This is a genomic window from Terrabacter tumescens (assembly GCF_014646815.1).
In the GTDB taxonomy this organism is placed as follows: Bacteria; Actinomycetota; Actinomycetes; order Actinomycetales; family Dermatophilaceae; genus Terrabacter; species Terrabacter tumescens.
In genome coordinates, this window is record NZ_BMNZ01000003.1 from 536,476 (window position 1) to 560,594 (window position 24,119).

Annotated in this window: 25 protein-coding genes; 10 read left to right on the forward strand and 15 right to left on the reverse strand. The window is 71.0% G+C overall.

Annotation, left to right across the window (positions count from 1 at the left end):
* Positions 1-3 precede the first annotated feature (3 nt).
* From IEY30_RS09905 to arsB, 3 genes are read right to left on the reverse strand one after another with little or no spacing between them, the layout of a single operon-like run.
* Complete coding sequence (locus IEY30_RS09905) at positions 4-429, reverse strand: arsenate reductase ArsC (RefSeq protein ID WP_030193905.1); 426 nt, start codon at positions 427-429, stop codon at positions 4-6.
* Complete coding sequence (gene arsA, locus IEY30_RS09910) at positions 426-2,237, reverse strand: arsenical pump-driving ATPase (RefSeq protein WP_030193903.1); 1,812 nt, start codon at positions 2,235-2,237, stop codon at positions 426-428. Before arsA ends, IEY30_RS09905 begins: the two co-directional genes overlap by 4 nt.
* Positions 2,237-3,337, reverse strand: coding sequence for an ACR3 family arsenite efflux transporter (arsB, locus tag IEY30_RS09915; protein ID WP_030193899.1), 1,101 nt, complete (start codon positions 3,335-3,337; stop codon positions 2,237-2,239). The genes arsA and arsB overlap by 1 nt, the downstream gene beginning before the upstream one ends.
* A 130-nt stretch (positions 3,338-3,467) precedes the next feature.
* On the opposite strand from arsB, the gene IEY30_RS09920 reads away from it, so the two are divergent.
* Positions 3,468-3,812: an ArsR/SmtB family transcription factor gene (locus IEY30_RS09920; RefSeq protein ID WP_030193892.1), complete on the forward strand. Its 345-nt coding sequence runs from the start codon at positions 3,468-3,470 to the stop codon at positions 3,810-3,812.
* A 45-nt stretch (positions 3,813-3,857) separates the two neighbouring features.
* Here IEY30_RS09920 and IEY30_RS09925 read toward each other — a convergent pair whose 3' ends face one another.
* Positions 3,858-4,697 (reverse strand): aldo/keto reductase, encoded by an 840-nt coding sequence (locus IEY30_RS09925; protein WP_030193885.1) that lies wholly within the window; start codon positions 4,695-4,697, stop codon positions 3,858-3,860.
* Positions 4,698-4,822: 125 nt separating this feature from the next.
* Between IEY30_RS09925 and IEY30_RS09930 the strand changes: the two genes are divergently transcribed.
* The 3 genes from IEY30_RS09930 (at position 4,823) to IEY30_RS09940 (ending at position 6,562) form a co-directional block, all read left to right on the forward strand.
* Positions 4,823-5,791, forward strand: a complete 969-nt coding sequence (locus IEY30_RS09930; protein WP_030193883.1) for an aldo/keto reductase — start codon at positions 4,823-4,825, stop codon at positions 5,789-5,791.
* 61 nt (positions 5,792-5,852) lie between these two features.
* On the forward strand, positions 5,853-6,221 hold the full coding sequence (locus tag IEY30_RS09935; RefSeq protein WP_030193879.1) for a YidH family protein: 369 nt from the start codon (positions 5,853-5,855) through the stop codon (positions 6,219-6,221).
* The gene (locus tag IEY30_RS09940; protein WP_030193874.1) at positions 6,218-6,562 is read left to right on the forward strand and encodes a DUF202 domain-containing protein; all 345 of its coding nucleotides are present in this window, start codon (positions 6,218-6,220) and stop codon (positions 6,560-6,562) included. The genes IEY30_RS09935 and IEY30_RS09940 overlap by 4 nt, the downstream gene beginning before the upstream one ends.
* An 89-nt stretch (positions 6,563-6,651) precedes the next feature.
* Here IEY30_RS09940 and IEY30_RS09945 read toward each other — a convergent pair whose 3' ends face one another.
* Positions 6,652-8,838, reverse strand: coding sequence for an MMPL family transporter (locus tag IEY30_RS09945; RefSeq protein ID WP_030193868.1), 2,187 nt, complete (start codon positions 8,836-8,838; stop codon positions 6,652-6,654).
* A 275-nt stretch (positions 8,839-9,113) separates the two neighbouring features.
* On the opposite strand from IEY30_RS09945, the gene IEY30_RS09950 reads away from it, so the two are divergent.
* Positions 9,114-9,674 carry a TetR/AcrR family transcriptional regulator gene (locus tag IEY30_RS09950; protein ID WP_030193864.1) on the forward strand — a complete coding sequence of 187 codons (561 nt, stop codon included), beginning with the start codon at positions 9,114-9,116 and terminating at the stop codon, positions 9,672-9,674.
* A 21-nt stretch (positions 9,675-9,695) separates the two neighbouring features.
* Here the strand turns inward: IEY30_RS09950 and IEY30_RS09955 are convergent, their stop codons facing one another.
* Together IEY30_RS09955 and IEY30_RS09960 are read right to left on the reverse strand one after the other, a co-directional pair.
* Positions 9,696-10,148, reverse strand: a complete 453-nt coding sequence (locus tag IEY30_RS09955) for a DUF7144 family membrane protein (RefSeq protein ID WP_052358299.1) — start codon at positions 10,146-10,148, stop codon at positions 9,696-9,698.
* A gap of 24 nt (positions 10,149-10,172) precedes the next feature.
* Positions 10,173-12,149, reverse strand: coding sequence for an alpha/beta-hydrolase family protein (locus tag IEY30_RS09960; RefSeq protein WP_030193857.1), 1,977 nt, complete (start codon positions 12,147-12,149; stop codon positions 10,173-10,175).
* Between the two features lie 149 nt (positions 12,150-12,298).
* Between IEY30_RS09960 and IEY30_RS09965 the strand changes: the two genes are divergently transcribed.
* Both IEY30_RS09965 and IEY30_RS09970 read left to right on the forward strand, forming a co-directional pair.
* Positions 12,299-13,726: an ATP-binding protein gene (locus tag IEY30_RS09965; RefSeq protein WP_030193853.1), complete on the forward strand. Its 1,428-nt coding sequence runs from the start codon at positions 12,299-12,301 to the stop codon at positions 13,724-13,726.
* A gap of 179 nt (positions 13,727-13,905) precedes the next feature.
* Positions 13,906-14,331, forward strand: coding sequence for a hypothetical protein (locus IEY30_RS09970; RefSeq protein WP_030193851.1), 426 nt, complete (start codon positions 13,906-13,908; stop codon positions 14,329-14,331).
* 125 nt (positions 14,332-14,456) lie between these two features.
* Here IEY30_RS09970 and IEY30_RS09975 read toward each other — a convergent pair whose 3' ends face one another.
* From IEY30_RS09975 to IEY30_RS09985, 3 genes are all read right to left on the reverse strand, one after another.
* Positions 14,457-15,392, reverse strand: a complete 936-nt coding sequence (locus tag IEY30_RS09975; protein WP_030193842.1) for an AbiTii domain-containing protein — start codon at positions 15,390-15,392, stop codon at positions 14,457-14,459.
* A gap of 242 nt (positions 15,393-15,634) precedes the next feature.
* The gene (locus tag IEY30_RS09980; protein ID WP_156035098.1) at positions 15,635-16,090 is read right to left on the reverse strand and encodes a hypothetical protein; all 456 of its coding nucleotides are present in this window, start codon (positions 16,088-16,090) and stop codon (positions 15,635-15,637) included.
* 83 nt (positions 16,091-16,173) lie between these two features.
* Positions 16,174-16,476, reverse strand: coding sequence for a DUF7668 domain-containing protein (locus IEY30_RS09985; protein WP_156035096.1), 303 nt, complete (start codon positions 16,474-16,476; stop codon positions 16,174-16,176).
* 101 nt (positions 16,477-16,577) lie between these two features.
* Between IEY30_RS09985 and IEY30_RS09990 the strand changes: the two genes are divergently transcribed.
* Positions 16,578-17,180 carry a hypothetical protein gene (locus IEY30_RS09990; protein ID WP_156035094.1) on the forward strand — a complete coding sequence of 201 codons (603 nt, stop codon included), beginning with the start codon at positions 16,578-16,580 and terminating at the stop codon, positions 17,178-17,180.
* A gap of 259 nt (positions 17,181-17,439) precedes the next feature.
* On the opposite strand, the gene IEY30_RS09995 is transcribed toward IEY30_RS09990, so the two are convergent.
* The 4 genes from IEY30_RS09995 to IEY30_RS10010 all read right to left on the reverse strand — a co-directional run bounded on the left by IEY30_RS09995 (position 17,440) and on the right by IEY30_RS10010 (position 22,272).
* Positions 17,440-18,090 carry a DUF4386 family protein gene (locus IEY30_RS09995; protein WP_030193831.1) on the reverse strand — a complete coding sequence of 217 codons (651 nt, stop codon included), beginning with the start codon at positions 18,088-18,090 and terminating at the stop codon, positions 17,440-17,442.
* A 387-nt stretch (positions 18,091-18,477) separates the two neighbouring features.
* Positions 18,478-19,611 (reverse strand): ABC transporter ATP-binding protein, encoded by a 1,134-nt coding sequence (locus tag IEY30_RS10000; RefSeq protein WP_030193828.1) that lies wholly within the window; start codon positions 19,609-19,611, stop codon positions 18,478-18,480.
* The gene (locus tag IEY30_RS10005; protein ID WP_030193826.1) at positions 19,608-21,224 is read right to left on the reverse strand and encodes an ABC transporter permease; all 1,617 of its coding nucleotides are present in this window, start codon (positions 21,222-21,224) and stop codon (positions 19,608-19,610) included. Before IEY30_RS10005 ends, IEY30_RS10000 begins: the two co-directional genes overlap by 4 nt.
* A 7-nt stretch (positions 21,225-21,231) precedes the next feature.
* Entirely contained in the window at positions 21,232-22,272 is a 1,041-nt protein-coding gene (locus tag IEY30_RS10010) for an iron ABC transporter substrate-binding protein (RefSeq protein WP_030193825.1), read from the reverse strand.
* A gap of 159 nt (positions 22,273-22,431) precedes the next feature.
* On the opposite strand from IEY30_RS10010, the gene IEY30_RS10015 reads away from it, so the two are divergent.
* Positions 22,432-22,779 carry a histone-like nucleoid-structuring protein Lsr2 gene (locus IEY30_RS10015; protein WP_030193824.1) on the forward strand — a complete coding sequence of 116 codons (348 nt, stop codon included), beginning with the start codon at positions 22,432-22,434 and terminating at the stop codon, positions 22,777-22,779.
* 66 nt (positions 22,780-22,845) lie between these two features.
* On the opposite strand, the gene IEY30_RS10020 is transcribed toward IEY30_RS10015, so the two are convergent.
* On the reverse strand, positions 22,846-23,070 hold the full coding sequence (locus IEY30_RS10020) for a hypothetical protein (protein WP_030193823.1): 225 nt from the start codon (positions 23,068-23,070) through the stop codon (positions 22,846-22,848).
* Positions 23,071-23,267: 197 nt separating this feature from the next.
* On the opposite strand from IEY30_RS10020, the gene IEY30_RS10025 reads away from it, so the two are divergent.
* Positions 23,268-24,113, forward strand: coding sequence for a sigma-70 family RNA polymerase sigma factor (locus tag IEY30_RS10025; RefSeq protein ID WP_268240972.1), 846 nt, complete (start codon positions 23,268-23,270; stop codon positions 24,111-24,113).
* The last annotated feature ends 6 nt before the right edge of the window (positions 24,114-24,119 follow it).

A 24,119-nucleotide genomic window follows, 5' to 3' on the forward strand; every position in this document is an offset into this window, starting at 1 on the left:
CGGTCAGGCGTCGACGGGCGTGACGTCGAGGGACTCGAGCAGGCCGAGCACCCGCTGCCGGATCTCGTCGCGGATGGGGCGCACGGCCTCGACACCCTTGCCGGCGGGGTCCGCGAGCTCCCAGTCCTCGTAGCGCTTGCCCGGGAAGATCGGGCAGGTGTCGCCGCAGCCCATGGTGATGACGACGTCCGACTCCCGGACCGCGTCGGTGGTGAGGATCTTGGGCGTCTCTGCGGTGATGTCGATGTCCTCCTCGGCCATGGCGGCGACGGCCGACGGGTTGACCTGGTCGGCGGGCGCCGACCCTGCGGAGCGGACCTCGACGGCGCCACCCGAGAGATGGGCGAGGTAGGCGGCGGCCATCTGGGAGCGGCCGGCGTTGTGGACGCAGACGAACAGGACGGAGGGCTGGGCGGTTCGGTCGGTCATGGGTGGCTCCTCGACGTGGGCAGGAATGGGTTCGCGGCGGGGCGCGTGAGCTCGGACAGCGCTGCGACCCCGACGGGCTCGTGAGCCAGCAGGGGCAGGACGGCCACGCGACGGCAGAGCGTGGAGATCTGCCCGAGGGCGTCGGCCTCGGCGCGGGCGCGCGCCCGCAGGAACGGCGAGCGGGGCGCAGCCGCGGTGAGGCTGCCGTTGACGACCCACGCCCAGGGGGTGATCCCGGCTCGGGCCAGGTCGTCCTGCAGCTCCTCCGCCTCGAGCACGGGGGTCGTCTCGGGAAGGGTGACGACGAGGACCTTGGTGCGGGTCGGGTCCTGCAGCCGCATGAGCGGGGTGACGAAGTGGGCCCCCTCGCTCATCTGACGGGTGATCTCGCGGTGGTAGGAGCCGGTGGCGTCGAGCAGGAGCAGGGTGTGCCCGGTGGGGGCGGTGTCGAGCACGACGAACTGCTTGCGGGCCCTGAAGACGACGTGGGAGAACTGCTGGAAGACGGCCACCTCGTCGGTGCAGGGCGACTTGAGGTCTTCGGCGAGGACGGCCCGGCCGGCCTCGTCGAGGTCCTTCCCCTTGCCTGCCATGACCCGCTCGCGATACCCCTCGATCGCCGCCCGGGGGTCGATGCGCTCGACGGTGAGGTGCGGGACGTCGGCCAGCAGCGTCTCGTCCAGGTGCGCCGCCGGGTCGGTCGTGGTCAGCAGCACCTCATGGCCTCGGGAGGCGAGCTCGAGGGCGACCGCGGCAGCGACCGTCGTCTTGCCGACCCCGCCCTTCCCCATGCACATGACGAGCCCCGGACCGTCGGCCTCGAGCTGGTCGACCAGATGAGGCAGACCGGTGAAACCGGTTGGCAGCGTTGCGATCTCGGCGATCGGCGTCTGGCGTGACGCGACGTCGGGCTCGAGCAGCGACCGGAGGGCGGGCACACCGACGGTGTTGAAGGGCAGCAGCGGCAGGACGGCCCGGGGCAGCGCGGCCACGGCGGCCGGGACGGCCGCGAGGGCGGCCTCCTCACGCGAACGGACCGCGTGGGCCAGCTCGTCCATGGGAGTGCTGGTGACGGCATACTCCGGCATGAGGCCGTTGACGACGAGGTGGGCGTTCGTCATGCCCAGGTCGCGCAGCTCCCCATACGTGGTGGCGGCCTCTCGCAGGGAGGACGGCTGCGGGCGAGTCACGAGGACCAGCCGGGTGCGCGTCGGGTCGGGCAGCGCTGCCAGCGCGCCGGCGTAGTCGTGGCGCAGCCGGTCGAGGCCCGCCACCGGCCCGAGGCACGACACGTCGCCCTTGCCGTCGGAGAGGTAGGAGGTCCACTCCCCCGGCAGCCGGAGCAGGCGCACGGTGTGGCCCGTGGGTGCGGTGTCGAACAGGACGTGGTCGTAGGCCGCTGTCGCGGACTCGTCGGCCAGGAGCGACGTGAACTCGTTGAAGGAGGCGATCTCCGTCGTGCACGCCCCGGACAGCTGCTCGGTCATCGCCGAGACCTCGTCCGCCGGCAGGAGGTCGCGCACCGGGTCGATGATCGTGGCGCGGTACGCGTCGGCCGCCTGCTGCGGGTCGATCTCCAAAGCGTCGAGGCCGGGAACGGTCGGAACCGGGGTGATCGTGTTGCCGACGGTGACCCCGAAGACCTGCCCGACGTTCGAGGCGGGGTCGGTGCTCGTCAGCAGGATCCGCCTGCCCTGCCCGGCGAGCTGCACAGCGGTGGCGCAGGCCAGGGACGTCTTGCCGACCCCACCCTTGCCGGTGAAGAAGAGGAACCGCGGCAGGTCGTCGAGGAAGGGCAGGGCTGGCATCAGAGCCTGGCCTCGGCAGCCCTGAAGCGCCGGCGCAGCGCGAGGCTGACGTAGACGAGGGCCACGAGCGCGGGCACCTCGATGAGGGGTCCGACGACGCCCGCCAGGGCCTGACCGGAGGCCGCGCCGAAGGTCGCGATCGCGACGGCGATCGCCAGCTCGAAGTTGTTGCCGGCCGCCGTGAAGGCGAGGGTGGTCGTGCGCTCGTAGCCGAGGCCGATCGCGGCACCCAGCCCGAACCCGCCGCCCCACATCACCGCGAAGTAGACGAGCAGCGGCAGGGCGATGCGGGCGACGTCGAGGGGCCGGGACGTGATGGCCTCACCCTGCAGGGCGAAGAGGATGACGATGGTGAAGAGCAGTCCGTAGAGCGCCCACGGGCCGACCTTCGGGATGAACTTCGTCTCGTACCAGTCGCGCCCACGCGTCCGCTCACCCACGCGGCGGGACAGGAACCCGGCCAGCAGCGGGATGCCGAGGAAGACGAGGACGGACCGGGCGATGTCCCACGTGGACGCGTCGATGCCGGTCTGCTCGAGGCCGAGCCACCCGGGCAGGACCGAGAGGTAGAACCAGCCGAGACCGGCGAAGGCGACGACCTGGAAGATCGAGTTGAGCGCCACGAGCACCGCGGCGGCCTCGCGGTCACCGCACGCGAGGTCGTTCCAGATGATGACCATGGCGATGCACCGTGCCAGTCCGACGATGATGAGGCCGGTGCGGTAGGCCGGCAGGTCGGGCAGGAAGATCCATGCGACGGCGAACATCAGCGCCGGTCCGATGAGCCAGTTGAGCACGAGCGAGCCCACGAGCAGGCGCTTGTCGCCGGTCACGGAGTCGAGCCGGTCGTAGCGCACCTTGGCGAGGACGGGATACATCATGACGAGCAGCCCGAGCGCGATGGGCAGGGAGACGCCGTCGACCTCGACCCGCGAGAGCGCGTCGCCGAGGACGGGGACCAGTCGGCCGAGGAGCAGGCCCGCCAGCATCGCCAGGCCGATCCACACCGGCAGGAAGCGGTCGAGTGTCGAGAGCCTCGCGGCGACCGGATCGTGACCGGACGACCTCGACGTGAGGGATGGGCTGGTCGGGTGGGTCACCGGTGTCCTTCGAGCGACGGGCATCTTCATGTCGAACTGCATCGACGCTGGTCGATACTTCAACGTTGGCAGTCGCATCGGCGTGTGTCAATATGGACTGTCGTCGATGCAGCCGGACGGAGGACGGACCGTGGGTGTCACCACGCTGAGCACCACCCCGCAGAAGGTGTCCGCCTGCGGCAGCACTCCCGTTGAAGTCCTGGAACGCGCCGAGGCCGACCGGCGCGCGGCCCTGCTCAAGGCGCTCGCCGACCCCGTCCGCCTCCAGCTGCTCAGCATCATCAGCGCCTCCCCCGGCGCGGAGGCGTGCGTGTGCGACATGACCGACGCCGTGCAGGTGTCGCAGCCGACCGTCAGCCACCATCTCAAGACCCTCGTCGAGGCCGGCATCCTCACCCGCGAGCGCCGAGGCAGCTGGGCGTGGTTCCGGCTCGAGGTCGACCAGCTCGCGGCGGTGCGCAGCTTCCTGGCCTAGCGGCCCGCCCACTCACCGACGCCGCGCGTCACCTGTCGTGACGCGTCACATCTCCTCGTGGGTGTCGGGGTCGCCGCCGAAGAGGCGCCCGTCGGGGCGCCCGAGCGCGCTGATCGCGGCGACCTCGTCGGGGCTCAGCTCGAAGCCGAAGACGTCGAGGTTGGCGCGCTGGCGCTCGGGGTCGGACGACTTGGGCAGCGGCACGACGCCGAGCTGCACGTGCCAGCGCAGGATCGCCTGGGCGGGCGTGACGCCGTGCGCCTGCGCCGCGGCGGCGACGGGGTCCGCGCCGAAGGGCGCGTTGCGCTTGCCGAGCGGGCTCCACGCCTCGGTGAGGATGCCGAGTCGCTCGTGGGCTGCGCGCAGCTGCTCCTGGGGGAAGAGCGGGTGCAGCTCGACCTGGTTGAGCACGGGCGTCACACCGGTCGCCTCGATGACGTCGGCGAGGTGCTTCTCGGTGAAGTTGCTGACGCCGACGGAGCGCACGAGCCCGCGCTCGCGGCACTCGACGAGGGCGCGGTAGGCGTCGACGTAGAGCCCGACGCTCGGGTTGGGCCAGTGGATGAGGGCGACGTCGACCTGCTCGAGCCCGAGCCTCTCCAGGGAGCCCTCGACCGAGGCGACGGCCCGGTCGAACGCGTGGTCCCGGCCGGGCACCTTCGTCTGCACGACGATCTCCTCGCGGGGCACCCCGGAGCGCCGGATCGCCTCCCCGACCTCCTGCTCGTTGCCGTAGTTCACGGCCGTGTCGAGCAGCCGGTAGCCGGCCTCGAGCGCCGACACCATGGCGCGTATGCCGTCCTCGCCCGTGAGCGGGTACGTGCCGAAGCCGGTGGCGGGCAGGGTCGTGCCGTCCTGGAGCGTGCGTGTCGGGGTGGTCGCCATGACCACAACCTACGCATCGCCGTCGAGGGTGCGCGAGAGCCGTCCGCCCGTCGTCGGGTATGGAGCCTTCGGCTCGCTGGTGCGGGCTGCAGCACCCACAGCCAGCAGCCGGAAGGACACCCACCATGGAGTACACCCGCCTCGGACGGTCGGGACTGCAGGTCAGCCGGATCGCCCTCGGCTGCATGAGCTTCGGCGACAGCAGCCGCGGCAACCACGCCTGGTCGCTCGACGAGGCCGCGAGCGAGCCGCTCTTCCGTCAGGCCGTCGAGCTCGGCATCACCTTCTGGGACACCGCCAACGTCTACAGCGCGGGCTCCTCGGAGGAGATCGTCGGCCGCGCCATCAAGGCCTACACGCGCCGCGAGGACGTCGTGCTGGCGACGAAGGTGCACGGTCGCATGCATGACGGTCCGGGCGGAGCAGGCCTGTCCCGCAAGGCGATCCTCGAGCAGGTCGATGCATCGCTGGCGCGCCTGGGCACCGACTACGTCGACCTCTACCAGATCCACCGCTTCGACCCCGAGACGCCGGTCGAGGAGACGATGGAGGCGCTGCACGACGTCGTGCGAGCGGGCAAGGCGCGCTACATCGGCGCCTCGTCGATGTGGGCGTGGCAGTTCGCGACGATGCAGCACGCCGCCGACCTCGGCGGCTGGACGCGCTTCGTCTCCATGCAGGACCAGTACAGCCTCATGCAGCGCGAGGAGGAGCGCGAGATGTTCGGGCTCCTCGCGGACCAGGGCGTCGGCGCGATGCCGTGGAGCCCCCTGGCCCGGGGTCGTCTCGCCCGTCCGTGGGGCACCGAGACGACGCGCACCGGCAGCGACGAGTTCGGCCGGACCCTGTTCAGCGACCGCGACAAGCCGGTGGCCGACGCGGTCGAACAGGTGGCCGGGGCCCGGGGCGTCCCGATGGCGCAGGTGGCCCTCGCCTGGGTGCTGCGCAACCCCGTCGTCAGCGCCCCGATCGTCGGGCCGACGAAGGAGCACCACCTCGCGGACGCCGTCGCCGCGCTCGACGTGCACCTGACCGACGACGAGGTCGCCGCGCTCGAGGCGCCCTACACCCCGCGCGAGCCGAGCGGCTTCTGAGCGGGATGATCGACCCAGCGCGTCGATGCGCGCGACCAGCCGGCTCCCAGGAGGCCACGCAGTGACGACGGACGACCACCGGCGCTTCCCGCGCTCGGTCTTCGAGGCGGGCGAGGACCCGGACCCCCGCTTCAGCCTCGCCAACGAGCGCACGTTCCTCGCGTGGATCCGCACGGGACTGGCGTTCGTCGCGGCCGGGCTCGCGCTCGAGGCCCTGCAGGTGCCGTTGCCGTCGTGGCTGCGCGTCACCGTCGCGATGGTGCTCGTCCTCGCGGGCCTCGCGGCCACGGCCCAGGCGTGGTTGTCGTGGGTGCGCACCGAGCGCGCGATGCGCCACCTCGCTCCCCTGCCCTCGTCGGGCCTCAAGCTCCCCATCGCCGTCATGCTCGGACTCGTGGCCCTCGCGGTCCTCGTGGGGCTGCTGCTGTGACCGCGCCCGACGCGGGCATGCAGGCGGAGCGCACGTCGCTCGCCTGGCGCCGCACGGCACTGTCGGTGGCCGTCGGCTCGCTCGTCGGGCTGCGCGTGCTGCCGCCGCAGCTCGGGGCGATGGGGTATGCCGTGTCGGTCCTAGGCCTGTTGTGGAGCCTCGACCTGGCGCTCAGTGCACGGCGCCGCTACCGCGACGGGCGGCACCTGCTCGGCGCCCCCGCGGGCGCCACGACGGCGGGAGCCACGACGGCGGGCCGGAGCATCGCGCGTACCGCCCTGACGGCCGCCGGCTTCGCGGTCACCGCCCTCGTCGCGCTCGTCGCCCTTGCTCTCCGCTGAGAGCCGGGGCGGTCACGACCCCGTGCCCACCCCGACGCGACCCCGGATGCCGCGCCCCCTCTCGCACACGGCATACGGGATCGGTCGGGTCAGCGGGCAGCCAGCTCGGCGGGTTCGCCTGTCGCACGGAGGTTCTCGCCCTCGATGTCGACGTTGGGCAGCGCCCGGTCGAGCCACCGCGGCAGCCACCAGGCCTTGTCGCCGAGGAACGACATGACCGCCGGCACGAGCGACAGGCGCACGACGAACGCGTCGACCGCGACACCGAACGCGAGCGCGAAGCCCATCGACTTGATGATCGGGTCGTCGACGAGGACGAAGCCGGCGAAGACCGACATCATGATGAGCGCGGCCGCGACGACGACGCGGGCCCCATGGCCGACGCCGGCGACCACGGCCTCGCGGGCGGTGTCGCCGTGGACGAAGTCCTCGCGCATGCGCGAGACGAGGAAGACCTCGTAGTCCATGGCCAGGCCGAAGAGGATGCCGATGAGCAGGATCGGCAGGAAGCTGACGAGCGGGCCCGCGGTGTCGAGCCCGACGAGCGAGCTCAGCCAGCCCCACTGGAAGATCGCGACGGTCGCGCCGAAGGCCGCGCCGACCGTCAGCAGGAAGCCGAGCGTGGCCTTGAGCGGCACGAGCAGCGAGCGGAACATCAGCATGAGCAGCACGAAACCGAGTCCGACGACGACGAGCAGGTAGACGGGCAGGGCCGCGGCGAGCTTGTCGGAGACGTCGACGCCGACGGCCGTGACGCCGGTGACCGAGATCTCCGCGCCGGTGGCGCCGGCCGTTACCGCGAGCGCCGAGCGCAGGTCGCGGACGAGGTCGAAGGTCGCCTCGGCGGTCGGCCCGGACTTCGGGATGACGGCGAGGATCGTCGTGCGACCGTCGGCGCTCGTCTGGCCGGGCGCGACCGCGAGGACGTCGCCGAGCCCGGTGGCGGCCTTGGCGGCGCCGGCCGTGGCCTGCTGCACCTGCGGCTGCGAGTCGCCGTGGACGACCATGACGAGCCGGCCGTTGAAGCCCTCGCCGAAGCCCTCGGAGATGAGGTCGTACGCCACCCGCTTGCTGCTCGTGACCGGCGCGGTGCCGTCGTCGGGCAGGGCCAGTCGCATGTCGGCGACGGGCACCGCGACCGCCCCGAGGACGACGATGCCGGCGAGCAGCACCGGGATGCGGTGCCGGACGGTGAAGCGGCCCCAGGCGAACCCGCGGTTGCCCGAGGCCTCGTCGAGGTCGGTCCCCGGCTCGTCACGGTCGGCCCGGCGCTGCCGGCGCGAGAGCACGCGGTCACCGGCGAAGCCGAGCAGCGCCGGCAGCAGGGTGACGGCGACGAGGACCGCGACGAGGACGGTGCCGGCGGCGGCGAGTCCCATGGCGGTGAGGAAGGGGATGCCGACGACGGACAGGCCGGCGAGGGCGATGATGACGGTGAGCCCGGCGAAGACGACGGCGGTGCCCGCGGTGCCGACGGCGCGGCCCGCGGAATCCTGCCGGTCGAGGCCCAGCGCGAGGTTGTGCCGGTAGCGCGAGGTGATGAAGAGCGAGTAGTCGATGCCGACGGCGAGGCCGAGCATGAGGGCGAGCACCGGCGTGACGCTGGAGAGCTCGACGGCGTGGCCGACGATGAGCAGGCCGATCATGCCGACGCCGACACCGATGAGCGCGTTGACCATCGTCATCCCGGCCGCGACGAGCGAGCCGAAGGTGATGACGAGCACGACGAGGGCGACGAGCACGCCGATGCCCTCGGTCGAGCCGATCTCGGGGGTGGCGAGGAGCGGCTCACCGCCGGCGGCCACGGCCCAGCCGGCAGGGGCGCCGTCGCCGAGCGCCTCGTAGGCAGAACGCTGCTCGGGGGTGAGCTCGTCCGCCGTCTTGTCGAACTGCACCGTGACGAGCCCGAAGCGCCCGTCCTGGCTGATCGCCTTGGTCTCGAGGGGGCCGAGGGCCGCGACGACGCCGGGCACCTTGGCGGCGCGGGCCACGACGTCGTCGAGGACGGCCTTCGAGGTGGGCGCGACGACGGTCTGCCCCTCGGGCGCCCGGACGACGACGGTGCCGGACGCGCCGCTCGCCTGCGGGAACTCCCGGGCGAGCGCCTCGAGCGCGCGCTGGGACTCGGTGCCGGGGATCGTGACGCTCGAGGTCGGCGCGCTGCCCAGGGTGAGCAGCACCGCGGCGAGCACGGCGAGCAGGACGAACCAGGCGGACGCGACGACGCCGCGGCGACCGAACGCGAAGCGTCCGATCCGGTAGAGCAGGGTGGCCATCGGGGTGACTCCAGGTGCGGTGCGGTGCGGGCTGACGGGTCGGCGGGCGACGCTGCCCGGCGTCCAAGTTAACCGATCGGCTAAGTCCGGGACAAGCCGATCGGCTAACTCCGCTAGGGTGACGCCCACCACGCCGGGTCGAGCGCGCAGGGTCGAGCCCCGGGGACGAGCGCCAGGAAGGTCGTCCCGGCAGGACGCACCCGGCATACGACATCCCGGCCCACGACATCCCGGCACACGCCATCCGGCAGGACCGGCGACGAGGAGGAGAGCTCATGGCCCGACCGCAGGCCCCGCGCGGCCACGGCCGCCGGCGCGTCATCGACGCCGCCGTCGAGCTCTTCGGCGAGCACGGTGTCACCGGCACGTCGCTGCAGATGATCGCCGACCACCTCGGCGTCACGAAGGCCGCCGTCTACTACCAGTTCCACGCCAAGGAGGACATCGTCCTCGCGGTGCTCGAGGAGGCGCTCGTCGACCTCCGCGCGTTCGTCACCGCGGCCGAGGCCGAGCCCTCCCCCGACGAGGCCGCCATGGTGGCCCTGCGCGGGCTCGTCGACCTCATGATCGGCCACCGGCAGGTCGTCGCGGCGCTCATGCGCGACCCGGAGGTCGAGCGCATCATGGCGACGCACGACGACCTCAACTCGCTCGTCGGGAGGCTGACCGGGCTGCTGCTCGGACCCGAGCCCGACCTGCGTCGGCGCATCGCCGTCTCCGTCGTCGGGGCCGGCGTCGCGCAGGCCGGGATCGACCCGCTGCTCGCGGACGTCGACGACGAGACGCTGCGGGCCGAGCTGCTCGAGCTCGGCCCGTCGATGCTGCCCCGCCACTGAGGGCGCCGGCAGCGGAAGGGGTCAGAGCTCGCCGAGGTCGACGGTGCTGAGGGCCCAGATGACGATGACGTCGAGCGCGATGACGATGATCGCCCAGACCGGGAAGGACGGCAGCCACAGGAAGTTCGCGAGCGTCGACAGCACGGCGAAGGCGATCCCGACCGAGCGCGCGACGAGGTTGCCGGTGAAGATGAACGCGCCCGCGACCGCTGCCCCGAGGCCGATGACCATGTGGAACCAGCCCCACGCGGTGGCGTTGAAGGTGAAGACGTAGCTCGCCGTGCGCACGAGGAACTCCGGGCCGTTGACGAGCGTCACGAGGCCCTCGACGAACTGGAAGAGCCCGGCGACGAGCATGACGGTGGCCGCGAACGTGCTGGCCCCGGCGGCGAACACGGTGCCGCGCGCCCGGGTCTGACGCACGGGGTGGGGCGGGGCCAGGCGGGCGGCGGGCGTGGGTCGTGACTTGGCCATGGGTCCTCCTTCGGTGGTCGGGTGTCAGGCGAAGGCGCCTTCGCGGTAGGCCTCGCGGCGGCGCACGGCGTCCTGGATCGCGTCCATCTGCGCGTCGCTGCACTGCAGGTCGTAGACGTCCCGGATGAACTCCGGCAGGTCGGCGCGGTAGTCGTGGGCCCACGCGGCGAAGGGGCCGGGGACCTGCGCGTTCTTCATGTCGACGAGCGTCTGGACGAACGTCGTGACCGGACGCCACCGCATCCCCGCAGGTATGCCGCGTGGTGACCTCCCAGGCACGACCTCGCGGCGGGGGCGGTCGGGTCCGAGCCAGGCGGGCCTGCGGTTCAGCAGGTCGAGACCGAACTTCGTGACGCCGTCGTTGTCGTGGCTGAGCAGGACGTAGCGCAGCCGGGAGCGCGCCTCGTCGCCGAGGGCCACGAGCTGCTCGTGGTCGTTGACGACGGTGACGAGCGACGGGTCGACGTCGGGCCGCGGGGCGCCGGTGACCTCGTGCATCCACTTGCTGCCGCCGGGTGTGCCGATCCACAGCGCGCGGTCGATGCCGAGCGCCTGCGGCCCGAGGGTGCCCCACCCGAGCAGGACGTCCGGGCTCGTGTGCGCGCCGAGCGACTCGCCGAAGAGCACGACCTCGGGTCGCTCGTCGGGCGGCATGGCCCGCACGCGCTGCAGGATGCGCAGCCAGAGCAGCCGGTTCTGCTCGCGCGCGTCCCGGACCTTGCCGAGCGACAGCGGCGACGGGCGCTTGGAGTACTGCATCGTGACGCTCGCGACGTCACCGCGCGTCAGGTACTGCGCCGCGGCGATGGCGACGTAGTTGACGTAGCCGGTACCGGTCGGCGACACGAGCATGAGCAGCGAGCGGGACCACGCGTCGGTGCGGTCCATCTCGGCGATCGCGAGCTCGACGCGCTCCGTCGGCGTCGCGCCGCTGTCGAGGCCGACGAAGACCTGCACGGGGTGCGCGCGGGCGGGCTCGCCCATGACGGTCTCGATGGAGAGGTCCGACGGCACGCTGCCGTCCGGCAGGGTCCGGCGCTCCACGACCGGCGAGGGGCGCACGTAGGTCACCGCGTGCCGGCGGCCCTCGCGCCCGAGCGACTCCCAGGGGACGAGGCTGGCCGGGTCGCCGCTCACCATCGGGCTCGTCCACACGCCCGCCGCCTCCTGCATCCACGGGTCGACCGTGGTCGTGACGGCCTCGATGCGTTGCATGACCCGGGTCCACAGCGCGCTGACGAGGACGCTGCCGCCGGCGAGGAAGGCTGCGTGCGAGGCGAGCTGCCAGGCGAGCCCGGACCCGGGGGTCGCACCCGGCGCGAGCCGCCGCACCTGCTGGGCCGTCCACCGCTCGGCCCAGCCGGCGCCGTAGAGGACCGCGAGCACGCCGCCACCGGCGACGAGACCCCTGACCGTCGGGACGTCGTCGACGGTGTCGAGCCCGCGCTCGGACCCGGAGCGCCGCGCGCGCTCGATGACGGCCGACGCGGCGAGGCCGACCGGGATCGACAGGGGCAGGGCGGCGACCCGGCCGTCGGCACCGAGCGCCCGGTCGAGGCGGCGCACCCCTGCGGTCGCGCCGATGAGCACCGTGCCGGAGAGCGCGCTCGAGCCGATCCGCCAGGCGACCTGCCGCAGCAGCCCGTCGGTGCCCGTGACGACACCACGACGGTCGAGGTATGCCGCGGCGCCGAGTCCCAGCGGCGCCACCGCCAGCTCGCAGCCCAGGGCCGCGACCGAGCTGCGTCGCGAGTCGGACCAGTCGTCGGGGAACCAGCCCCACGCGGCGGCCGCCCCCTCCACTCCCCGGGCCACGACGTCGATGACGTCCTGGGACGACAGGGCGAGCAGGTAGCTCGCTCCGGTCGACAGGCCGGTGATGAGTCCCTGGTCCTGCCAGGAGCGCCTCGACAGCGAGGGCGCCAGCGTGGAGGGGGTAACGACGGAGGCCATGACGAGACCGACCTTCTGCCCGGTGTGCACGAAGTCCGACTGCTCCACTGCCCCTCCCGTCGCGCCCGTCCCTGGTCCGAGCATGGACGGTCAGGTGCGCCCGTCGCTCACCCGTGCGGGGTGAATCTGGCTGTGGCGAGCCACCCGGTGGGCCCGGAGGGGTCCCGCAGCCCGTCACTCGTGGCCATCATGGACGCATGGCAGGCAACGTCGACCTCGACCCGTCCACCGCTCGGTCGTCGGGCCTGACCCACCTGGAGTCACCGGACGGACGCTCGTTCGTCGCGCACGGACCCGTGGCCGAGCGACCGGTCCCCGGCGACTACCTCGAGATCGAGGGCGAGGACGGCCTGCTCGCCTTCGTCGAGGACGTCGTGGACGTCGGTGGTGCTGGCGACGGCACTGGCTTCTCGGCCTCCGGGACCCTCGTGCCGGTCGGCGGCGCTGCCCGCTCGAGCCGTCCCGCGGACGCGCCGTGGCACGATGCCGTGGTCCGGCCGACGCGTCCGGACGCGGTGCAGCGCCTGCTATCCGGCAGCGACCCCGAGCTCCACCTCGGACACCTCACCGGCCAGGACGACGTCGGGGTGGCGCTCGTGCCCAACCGGCTCAACCGGCACACCTTCTGGTGCGGACAGAGCGGGTCGGGCAAGACCTACGCGCTCGGCGTGCTGCTCGAGCGGATCCTGCTGACGACGCGCCTGCCGATGCTCGTCCTCGACCCCAACAGCGACTTCGTGCGCCTCCACGAGCAGGCCGGCGAGGTCGAGCCGGGCCAGGCCCGGGCGCTGCGGGAGCGCGAGGTGGTCGTCCTGCGACCGAACGACCCGGACTCCCCGCTCCGGGTGCGCTTCACCGACATGAACGCGCGCGCCAAGGCCGCGGTGCTGCGGCTCGACCCCGTCGTCGACCGGGCCGAGTACAACGCGCTGCTGCGCCTCTTCGACAGCGACTTCAACGCGGTCGAGGCGGAGAAGATCGTGCCGCACCTGCGCTCGCTGGGCGACCCGGACGCCGAGGCGCTGGCCCAGCGCCTCGAGAACCTCGGGGTCGTGGAGTGGAGCACGACGTGGGCGTTCGGCGGGGCGTCGGCGACCGACGTCATCGCCCGCCGACCGGCCGCCACGGTGCTCGACCTCGGCGGCTACGACCGGCACGAGGAGCAGCTGACCGTCGCACTCGCCGTCCTCGACGACCTGTGGGAGCGCCGCGCCGAGCGCCGGCCCCTGCTCATCGTCGTCGACGAAGCGCACAACCTCTGCCCGCCCGACCCCGAGACGCCGCTGGGCGTCGCGGTCCGCGACCGGCTCATCCAGATCGCCGCCGAGGGCCGAAAGTACGGGCTGTGGCTACTGCTGTCGACGCAGAGGCCCTCGAAGGTGCACGCCGGCATCGTGTCGCAGTGCGACAACCTGACCCTGATGCGGATGAACTCGCGCGACGACCTTGCGCAGCTCGCGTCAGTCTTCGGCTTCGTGCCGCAGGGCCTGCTGGCGCAGGCGGCCCGCTTCCGGCAGGGCGAGGCGCTGCTCGCCGGCGGCTTCGTGCCGATGCCGAGCGTCGTCCGCGTGCGGTCACGCATCACGCCGCAGGGCGGCACCGACGTCCCGGTGCCGATGCCCTGACGTCGAGAGGTGACGGGCGCGGTCGACTGCCCGGTCAGCGCGACCCTGCTCGTTTACGCCCGAGGGAAGACGTTTCCCGGACATGCCGATGTGCGCGTAAGCGACGCGGGCGTGAGGCAGTCGCAAACCACTCAGGCACCTAGCGGCGTTACGGCGCGTTCCGAAGTACCTTGCTCAACATGGATCGCGACGAGCAGATCTTCGCGGAAGGAGAGTCCCCGAGCGGGGACACGTGGCGGCTCGGTTGGCAGCCCGACGACCACAGCGGCATCACCTGGCTGCGAATCACCACCCCTGACGGCCACACTCACAAGGGCGGCTACGGCAGCCCCTCCATCTCCTCGCACACGCCGGTGTCCATCTACACAGGTAGCGCCGACCATGTGCCCAACGGGGCCATCATCCGTGTCGCCACCGGCGCGACTGAACTGGAAGTCACCACTTCCGACAGGCGCACTCAAACAGTCAACCTCGTCCAGCACCCGGCCCACGAGGGGGCGCTGGTCGGAGTCGTCGTCTACCCGCATGGGACCAACATTGAATCCGTCCGCTTCATCGACCAAAGCGGCCGACACGACGTGCCGATCACTCAGCACCATCTGTAGTCCGGACTCGGGAACATCCGGAACTGCCGCAACCTGCGCAGTCGTACCAGTGACTAGATGTACCCATTGCCCGGTCGGGGCCTGATCTGCGGTGTCGCTTTCCACTCCCCACTGTCTTCGCTCCGTCATCCGACGAAGCCGGGATACACCTGCTCGAGAAGCGCCTTTAGCCCGTCGTAAGCCCCGTTGGTAGCCATCCCTGCGGCGAGCCCGATCCCGCCACTGCGGACCTTGGATAAGAAGCTCTTGGTCCTCTCGCCGGCTTGGCCGCCATCCTCGCTTAGGGCGTCTTGGAGGCCGTCGAGGCTGCTTGGTGCCAAGTAGGTGCGAGCAGCTTCGAGCAGGCCATCGAGGTCGCCAGTCTCGAGCCGGACCGCAACGGCACCCTCGCCAGTCGCCACAGTTGCATCGTCGCCGACGGTCACCGTGGCCTGCGCGCCGTAGATGTGGGTGAGGAAGATCGTGACCTCCCGACCAAGCTGGGGGTGAGTCTGCGCAGTCGGCCCCCCGGGAGTTCCGACTTCCGGGTCTACCAGCTCCAGCTCAAGCGCGAGGTCGAGAGCGCTCGTCTTGACACGGTCCACAACGCCGAGAAGCAGGGTGCGTGGAAAGAGCCGCCGCGCGTAGTTGGGCGTCATGAACTCGTAGCCGGGAACTTTTCGCTCGCCCATGGCGGATCGGTACATCGCTACCCAACTCATCGGCATCTCTGAGCCCGGGTCGTTCTGGCTTGCTGCGAGGGCCTCCAGCTCTGCAAGAGGCTGCCGAATCTTCGCGTCCCCGAGTTGAAGATTCTCGGGTAGTTCGAGGTCGGTGACGTTGATAGACGCCTCACTCCCCATTGGGCCATGAAAGGTCAGGGTGATAGGCAGTCCGCTGGCTGCCCGGTACTCCGGCACTTGGCCCTGCGCGGGGTAGCCATCGAGCTCCGAGCGCACCCACCGTGTGAGACTTTCGTTCCCTATGCGCCTCGAAACCACGAGCAGACTCCGCAACGCCTCCGTCGCCCTGATGTCCGGAGTGCTGAGAGCATCGATCGCTCGCATCAACGGTGTGGTCATGCGGTGTATCGCATCACGAACTGGTCCGTTCATGCGGGAACCTGGCGCATCCATGTAGGACGTCAGTGAACGGGCCGAGGCGGCCTCCACCCGCGGTGCCTTTGAGCGTGCAGCGGTCCTGTGGGCAGAATGCGCCGGCTCATCGCTACCTCTCGCGGGCGGGGCCTTCCAAACGTCCGCCATTGCCGCGCTGAGGACGGCTACGCTCGTCCGACTCTGCCGCGGAGGGCGTGGCCGCATGTTCAGCGCTTCCTGGCCTTCATCTCGCGGACGGTGAGCATGGGAAGAGTCCCGAGGGAGGCTCGTACTGCGGCCGCCTCTTCCTCGGTGACGTTGAAGGAGATCGAGGAGCCCGTGTCAGAGAAGTAGGCCACCCACCGCATCGACACGTCGTAGAGCTCGACGCCTATGGACCAGGAAGCGAACGCGCGGAGCAGACTCACATGGTCGGATCGGCGAACATCAAGTTCAACTCCAAGGCCTGAGTCTCCACACCCCTGCGGCAGGCCCACCTGCACGAGCGCAGTCTGCGTTGCCCGAGGCGCCGCTGGCAGGTCCTTGTGGTCCGAGATGGCATCGATCCACGTCCTGTCCACTCGAGGAAGGACAGCGGCAAGGACGGCCTGGCACGCGAGCTCGGCCTCGCCAGGATCGCCCAAGTCGCGGTCAACGCAGTATTCGGTAACTGGCTCGGCCATGAGCACAGTCTGTCGCCCGGACAGGGCCACACGTCCGCAAATGCCGCGTTGTGGTCGCCCTTCTCCGCGTGGACGCCGGCCTTTTACAGAACGTGAACGTCAGTCAGCTCTACGGCACCGGCTGCGGTCATCTCCAGTTCGGCGCTGAGGTCACTGGGTGACTCTTGGACAGTCCACAAGGGGACGACGATGGCAGCTGTGCCATCCTCACGCTCGAGGTAGTCCGTTTCGGGGTGATCCCAGATTTCTTCGGGCTGCGTGATGAGTTCCGCGCCAGAGGCACCGTAGTTGCGCACCCACACCAGCAAGTCAGGGCGGCGACCCTCAACGAGCTCCTCGAGCGCGGAACGTACGGCCGGCCGGTGTTGTTCAGGAATCGTCCCCACAGCGAGACTGTAGACACGGCTCGCGCCCTGATGCGCGCTCAAGCCGCAGGTCGTTCGATAATCCCGCTCTCGTCCGAGACGACGACCTCTATGGTGCAGCCGTGTGGGTATCGCTGGAGACATGGTTGATTGGCGATGGACAGTTGCCTGAACTGGGGCTGGGCGCGGTCGTCCGTGACTGTGGGCTGCGCCTGAACTCCTCCTACCTGAAGGCGTCCGACCAGTCGCTCGAAGGGGTTCGAGAAGTTCACGTCGACGATGTAGGTCGAGTGCGATATGAAGTCACCGGCCGATGCCAGTCGGTAACGAGCCCGATGGCGGCTCTGATCGCGATGCCGGGCTGGCTCACGATTGCCGAACCCGAGGCCTACCGCGCCGTCGAGAGCGCCCTTGACTCTCCCGCTTTCGAACCATGGTCGGAGCAGTTCCGCCCTCCGTCCCCGACCGAGATGCTCAGGGCCGAGGGCTGGCTCGGAGTCGTCGCTGATCACGAGTGGGACGCGTTCGCCATCCCTGACTCACGAATGGACTGGCGCCTTCAGAGGATCCAGCTCATCGAGCACCAAATGGTGCGTGTGCCCGGAGAGCCGTCCGACACGCGCACGTTCGGCCGTGTCGTCCGGGCCACCCATGTGGATCGGCTGAGCCGGGCCGCCGACGGAGTCGCGGGAGCTCGATTCCTCGTGGAGTTGCTACCAGCCTGACGTCCTCATTTGCCGCCAGTTGCGCTTGGCAACTCGGATCGATGAGTTCCCTCGGCCAGCAGCGGGAACGTCGCGCTGTGACGTCCGATTCGAATGTGCCCGATCCCCTGATACTCGACCAGGCGTATCGGGCGGCCTTCTTCGTGACCGACGTGTACGTCGGCATGGAATCCAGGCCGGACGAGTGCTTGGGGCTCTTCCACCAGTACCTGCAGTCGGGTCAGGCCCGCCGGTCACCCGAGCGACCGCCCGCACGGGCTCAGGCGACGTTGCGCCGAAGCCCGAGCAGCTTCCAGCCCACCAGGGCGAACCAAGCCGGCAGCAGCAGTCCGTAGACGAGATAGGCCGAGCCGATGACGGGCCGGAGGGCCTCCGCGACGATGCCGACCGTGCCGGCCACGACTCCGACCAGCGCGACGCCGCGGCCGAAGTCGCTGCGTGCCATGGTCGAGGACAGGGCGAGGATGGCGGCCGCCGTGAGGATTCCCGCCCAGGACACGGCGTTGGTCGCGGCGATCAGCGCGTCCGCGGCGCTGGCCACACCGGCACGTTGGGCATCGCTCGCCGCGGAGGTGTAGGAGCTGCTGAGCACGACGAGTCCCCCGTTCAGCGACTGCGGACTGCTGCCGAGCGCGAGCGCGATGGTCTCGGAGACGACGCCGAACAGGCCGCCGATGAGCGCGACACTCTTGTTGACCTCCTTGAGGGCGGCCGCGACCGCCGCGAACACCACCAGCGCCGGCACGCTCAGCCCGACGAAGCAGACCAGCTCGGTCAGGTACACGCCGCGGTGCGCGGCGATGTAGGTCATCAGGGCCGCGCCGTCCGTCGGCGGCACCGGGGCAGCGAACACCAGGACCACGGGCACCAGGACGAGGACCACGTAGACCAGCGCCGAGAAGGCGCCCACCCGGTACAGGGTCGCCCAGGACGGGTCTGCACGCACCGGTTCCCGAGCCGCGTGAGGGTGGACAGGAGTGCTGCCCGCGCGCGTGCTCACGGCCGGGCCCGTCCACTCCTGCGCCGCGTCGAAAGCGCCATCTTCCCTCCGGTCAGCGAGCGAGGGACCGGACAGCCGTCCCTCCGCACCAACCAACTGTTCGCTCTCTGCCGCCCTCCGGCTAGGGAACAAGGTCCCGCTCTGGGGATCCACTCGTGGTCCAGACCACGGACGGTGGCCCCCAGGCGCCAAGGACGTTCGACGCGTTCGCGAGGGAGAGGCCAGGCGCTGACTCGGCGCGTGGGTTTCAGTCCCACGCCGGCGTCGCGATGACCGGACGCCTGTCCAGCACCCGGGTCAGGCGTCGGGAGGGAAGGCGATGGCCTCGCCCTCGATGCGCAGCCGCAGCTCGGTGCCCCTGGCCGCGATGAACGCGTTGGAGTGACGGATGCTGATGATCTCTCCGCTGCGCGCGAGCGCCGATGTCTCGCAACCGGGTTCGCGACCGGAGGTGAGCTCGAGCCGCACCGTGCTCTCGGGGCCGAAGTAGTCGGTGTCGACGACGACGCCACGGATGGGACCGTGCTCGTCGACCCGGATCTGCTCGGGCCGAAGCATGAGCTGGACCCGGCCCCGGTGCGCCGTCGGCGCGAGCCGGACGGCCCCGAGCGAGCAGGTCGCCATGTCGCCGTCGACCCAGGCCTCGAGCATGACGGCGTCGCCGAGGAACTCGGCCGTGGCCCGGTCGACGGGTCGGGTGTATACCTCGAGCGGGCTGTCGACCTGGGCGAGCAGCCCGTCCCGCATGACGGCCACCTGGTCGGCGAAGCTCAGCGCCTCCGCCTGGTCGTGGGTGACGAGGACCGTGGTGATGCCGGCGTCCTGGAGCACCCTGGACACGGTGCGCCGGGTCGCGACCCGCAGGCCGGCGTCGAGGGCCGAGAACGACTCGTCGAGCAGCATGAGCTCCGGCTCACGGGCGAGGGCACGGGCGAGCGCCACGCGCTGCTGCTGGCCACCCGAGATCTCGTGCGGTCGGCGGGCAGCGAGGGCCGCGTCGAGCGAGACCATCTCGAGCAGCTCGGCGACCTTGGCGCGCGTGGCCTTGCGTCCCTGCAGCCGGGGCGTGTCGATGCCGAAGGCGATGTTCTGGCCCACGGTGAGGTGCGGGAAGAGGGCGCCGTCCTGCGCGACGTAGCCGACCCCACGGTGGTGCGCCGGCACCCACGCGTCGCCAGCGGCGAGCGTCCGACCGCTCAGCACCACCGAGCCGGCCTCGGCCCGCTCGAAGCCGGCGATGAGCCGCAGGAGGGTCGTCTTGCCCGAGCCCGACGGGCCGACGATGGCCGTCGTGCTGCCCGGGTCGACCGACAGCGTGACGCCGCGCAGCACCTGCTGGGAGCCGAAGCTCTTGACGAGGCCGTCGACCTCGAGCCGACCGCGCGCGCCGGGGTCGTGCTGGTCCGGGATGGTCGTGGTCGTCGTCGTCATTGTCCGGCCGCTTTCTTCGACTGCTGGAAGAGCAGGTAGGTCATCGGCGCCGAGAGCACGACCATGAGCAGGGCGTACGGCGCGGCGCCGGCGTAGTCGATCTCGCTGCTCTTGGCCCAGAACTCTGTCGCGAGGGTGCGGGTGCCGTTGGGCGAGAGCAGCAGGGTCGCCGTCAGCTCGTTGACGATGGCGAGGAAGACGAGGGCCGCTCCCCCGGCGGCCGCCGGCGCCGCGAGGCGCAGGGTGACCTTGGCGAAGGCGAGCAGCGGCGGCACCCCGAGCGCCTGGGCCGCCTCCTCGAGCTCGCGCGGTGCCTGGGCCAGACCCGAGCGCAGGCTGACGAGCGCACGGGGCAGGAAGAGCAGCACGTAGGCCGCGACGAGCACGAAGGCCGTCTGGTAGACGCCTGGCAGGAACCGGATGCTGACCGTGACGAACGCCAGGCCGACGACGATGCCGGGCATCGAGCTGGTGACGTAGTTGGACAGCTCGAGGGAGCGGGTGAACCAGCTCGGCCGCCGCACCGCGAGAAAGGCCATCGGGAAGGCGACGAGCGTCGTCGCCGCCGCGCCCGCCACCCCGTAGAGGAGCGTCTGGACGAGGGCGGGGACCAGCTCGTCGGGCGCCCAGATCGCCGAGCCGCCGAGCACGACCCACCGCACGACGAACCACATCGGCACGCCGACGGCGAGCACGACGAGGAGCAGGAGCGCGAGCTGGGCCGGCACGTGGAGCCGGCGCAACGGCATACGACCCGGTGCCGCCTGGCCGCCTGAACCGACGCGGGCGTAGCGGGCGGTGCCACGGCTGCGCACCTCGGCGACGAGCAGGAGCAGGCACAGCACGACGAGGACGCTCGCGAGCATGTTGCCGGCCGCACCGTTGAAGGTCGACTGGTACTGCACCATGATCGCCGTCGTGAAGGTGTCGAAGCGGATCATCGCGAAGGCGCCGTACTCGGCGAGCAGATGCAGCCCGACGAGCAGCGCACCGCCGGTCATCGCCAGGCGCAGCTGAGGCAGCACGACCCGGCGGAACACCTGCCACGGGCCGAGGCCGAGCGCGGCCGCGGACTCCTCGAGGGAGGGGTCGAGGCGGCTCAGCGTCGCGGCGGCGGGGATGTAGACGAGGGGGAAGTAGGACAGCACCGAGATGAGCACGCCCGACCAGAGGCCGGCCAGCGAGGGGACCGCCGAGACCCAGCCGTAGCTGTTGACGAAGGCCGGGATCGCGAGCGGCGCGGCGAGCGCGAGGGCCCAGAACCTGCTGCCGCGCAGCTGGGTCCGCTCGACGAGCCACGCTCCCCCGACGCCGAGCACGAGGCACAGTGGCACCGAGAGGACCATGAGCAGGATCGTGTTGAGGAGCAGCTCACCGACCCGCGCCCGGAAGATCAGGGCGACCGCGGTGTCCCAGCCGGTCGCCACCGTCATCGCGACGACGTAGCCGAGCGGCATGAGCGAGAACAGCGCGATGAGCACGGCGATGACCGCCAGGACCGGTGGTCGACGACGCCCGGACGCCGGGCCCGGGCGGGTGCCCGGGCCCGGCGTGGGGGCCGTGCCGGTGTCGGTCGCGCGGTGCGCGCCCGGTGCGGTGAGGTCGGTGGTCACCAGAGAACTACAGCAGACCAGCCTGGGTCATCAGATCGGTGACCGTGGCGGAGTTGAGCTTGGCGGGGTCGACCTTGGGCGCCTGGAGGTCCTTCAGCGGCACGAGCGCCGCGTTGGAGGGCACGTCGGAGCCGACGGCGTACTCGAACGACGTGCCCTTCTGTAGCACCTCCTGGCCGGTCTTGCCGGTGATGAACTTCAGCAGCGACTGGGCGGCCGCGGCGTTCTTCGACGACTTGAGCACGCCACCACCGGAGACGGAGACGAAGGCGCCCGGGTCCTCGTTCTTGAAGTAGTGGGTGCCGACGTTGGCCGAGTTCTCACCGGTCTTGGCCTGGTCGCCGTAGTAGTAGTAGTGGTAGATCAGCGCGGTCTCGACCTCGCCGGAGTTGACGGCCTTCATCGCGGTGCTGTTGCCCTTGTAGACCTTGGCGTTGGTCTTCATCGCCGTGAGCCAGTCCTTGGTGACGGCCTCGCCCTTCAGCTCGAGCAGCGCCGAGACGATGGCCTGGAAGTCGGCGCCCGACGGCGAGGCGGCCCAGCGGCCCTTCCACTCCGGCTTGGCGAGGTCGAGCATCGAGGCGGGAAGCTGGTTCGGCTGGACCTTGCGCTTGTCGTAGACGAGGACGGTCGAGCGGGCCGCGATGCCGGTCCACTTGCCCGTGGACGGGCGGAACTCGGCCGGCACCTGGTCGAGCGTGGCGTTGTCGACGTCGGCGAAGAGACCCGCGTTCTCGACCTGCGTCATCGCGGGGCTGTTCTCGGTGAGGAAGACGTCGGCCGGCGATGCCGCGCCCTCCTGCATGAGCTGGTTGGACAGCTCCGTGTCGGAGCCGTTGCGCACGGTGACCTTGATGCCGGTCTGCTTGGTGAACGCGTCGACCCACTCCTGGGTCAGGCTCTCGTGCTGGGCGTTGTAGACGGTGATGCTGCCCGAGCCGCCGGCCGATCCGCCGTCCGCGGACGAGCCGGAACCGCAGGCCGTCAGGGCCAGGGCGCCGGCCGTCGCGATGGCGACGCCGATGGTCAGGTGGGAACGGGAGGTCATGTGAGCTTCCTTCGTGATCCGGGAGACGAGCCGGTCGGGTCGACGGCTCGCCTAGTAGGTAAGGCTTACCTTACATGGCGTCCGGAGTGTCCCCGACCACGTCCACGAGCTGGGCGACCGGTGCGCGGAGGACGCCCCGCGGCGCACTACGCTGCAGCCATGCGTCAGACCATGGTGACCCTCGTCGACGACCTCGACGGGTCCGACGCCACCGAGACGGTGAGCTTCGGCATCGACGGGATCGCCTTCGAGATCGACCTGTCCGCCGCGAACGCCCACGACCTGCGGGCCTCCCTCGACAGCTGGGTGGCCAGCGCCCGACGTGCGGGCGAGGAGCGCCGCACCGAGCCGGGCACGCTGACCCGCTCCCTGACGGTGCTGCCCGCCGTGGGCGAGTCGCGCAACGCGCTCATCCGCGCCTGGGCGGCCGAGAACGGCCACCACGCCCCCGCCCGGGGTCGCATCCCCCAAGCCGTCGTCACCGCATACAAGGCCGCCCAGCGCTAGACCCGACGCGGCGGGGCGGGGTGGGGCGGGGCGGGGCAGCATCCGGCGCAGAGCCCGGAGGACGACTCAGGTCTGCTGGCCCGTGGAGCGGTCGCGGTACTCCTGCTCGGTCATCTGCTTGCCGAAGACCCAGTACTGCACCGACCCGTCCTCGGCCTCCACGGCCGGGCCGTCGAGGCGGTGCAGGCGGGCTGCGGTGAAGTAGAGGGTGTCGCCACGGGCGACGATGACCTTGTCGTAGCCGCCCGTGGGGTGGGGGGTTCCGCTTCTCCAGTCGGGCTGCGACGTCACGGTTCGGTGTCTCCGGGTGTTGGGGATACGGCCGCCGTCAGGCTACTGGGACCGGCGTCGACGCACGAAGACGACCCGTTGCCGGGCGCGTCGGGTGAGCAGGAGAGGAGATTGCGCAACCGGAGATGTCGTGGCACTGTCGGAGCGTCAGAGCGGTCCAATCACAGCGCCGACTCCGTCGTCCGAGACCATCGGAGATGAGTCATGGCGCCCTACTCCGCCGACCCCCGCCCGTCGTTCACGGAACGCGACGCACAAACGTCGGAGCTCTTCGACGCACTGGCTGCAGCCTCTTCGGAGGCGCAGAAGGACCAGATCACCGAGCAGGTGGTTCTGCTCTACCTCGACTCTGCACGACGATGGCCAAGCGCTACGACGGTCGGGGCATCGAGCACGAGGACCTCGTGCAGGTCGCCCGGCTCGCGCTCGTCAAGGCGGTCCGCCGTTACGAGCCGGGTCATGCTCAGTCCTTCGCCGCTTACGCCGTACCGACCATCTCCGGCGAGCTGAAACGATGGTTCCGCGACCGGGGCTGGGTCGTCCGGCCACCCCGGCGGCTCCAGGAGCTGCGTGGCGCGGTGCAGGCGGCCCGCAGCACGCTCGAGCAAGAGCTGGGCAGAGAACCCACCGACGAGGACGTCGCACAGTCGGTCGGTGCGAGTGTCGAGCAGGTGCGCGAGGTCTCGGCAGCCGCCTCCGGCTTCCGGCCCGTCAGTCTTGACTGCAACGCTGCGGATGACGAGCGACCTGGGCTCGCAACGTTCCTCTCGTGCCCCGACGAGGACCTCGAGTCGGCCGACGACCGCGTCTGGCTCACCGCGGCCCTGAGCACCCTCGACGAGGAGGACCGGGAGCTGCTCCTCATGCGCTATGTGGACGGCATGACGCAGCGCGAGATCGGCGAAGCCCGCGGCGTCAGCCAGATGCAGGTGTCGCGCCGACTCCGCTGGATCACGTCCCGGTTGCATGACCAGCTCATCGACGGTGCTGAGGAGCGCGACGACATCCCGGCAGAACCTTCGCAACTGAGCTCCGCCTCGTGAAGCCGG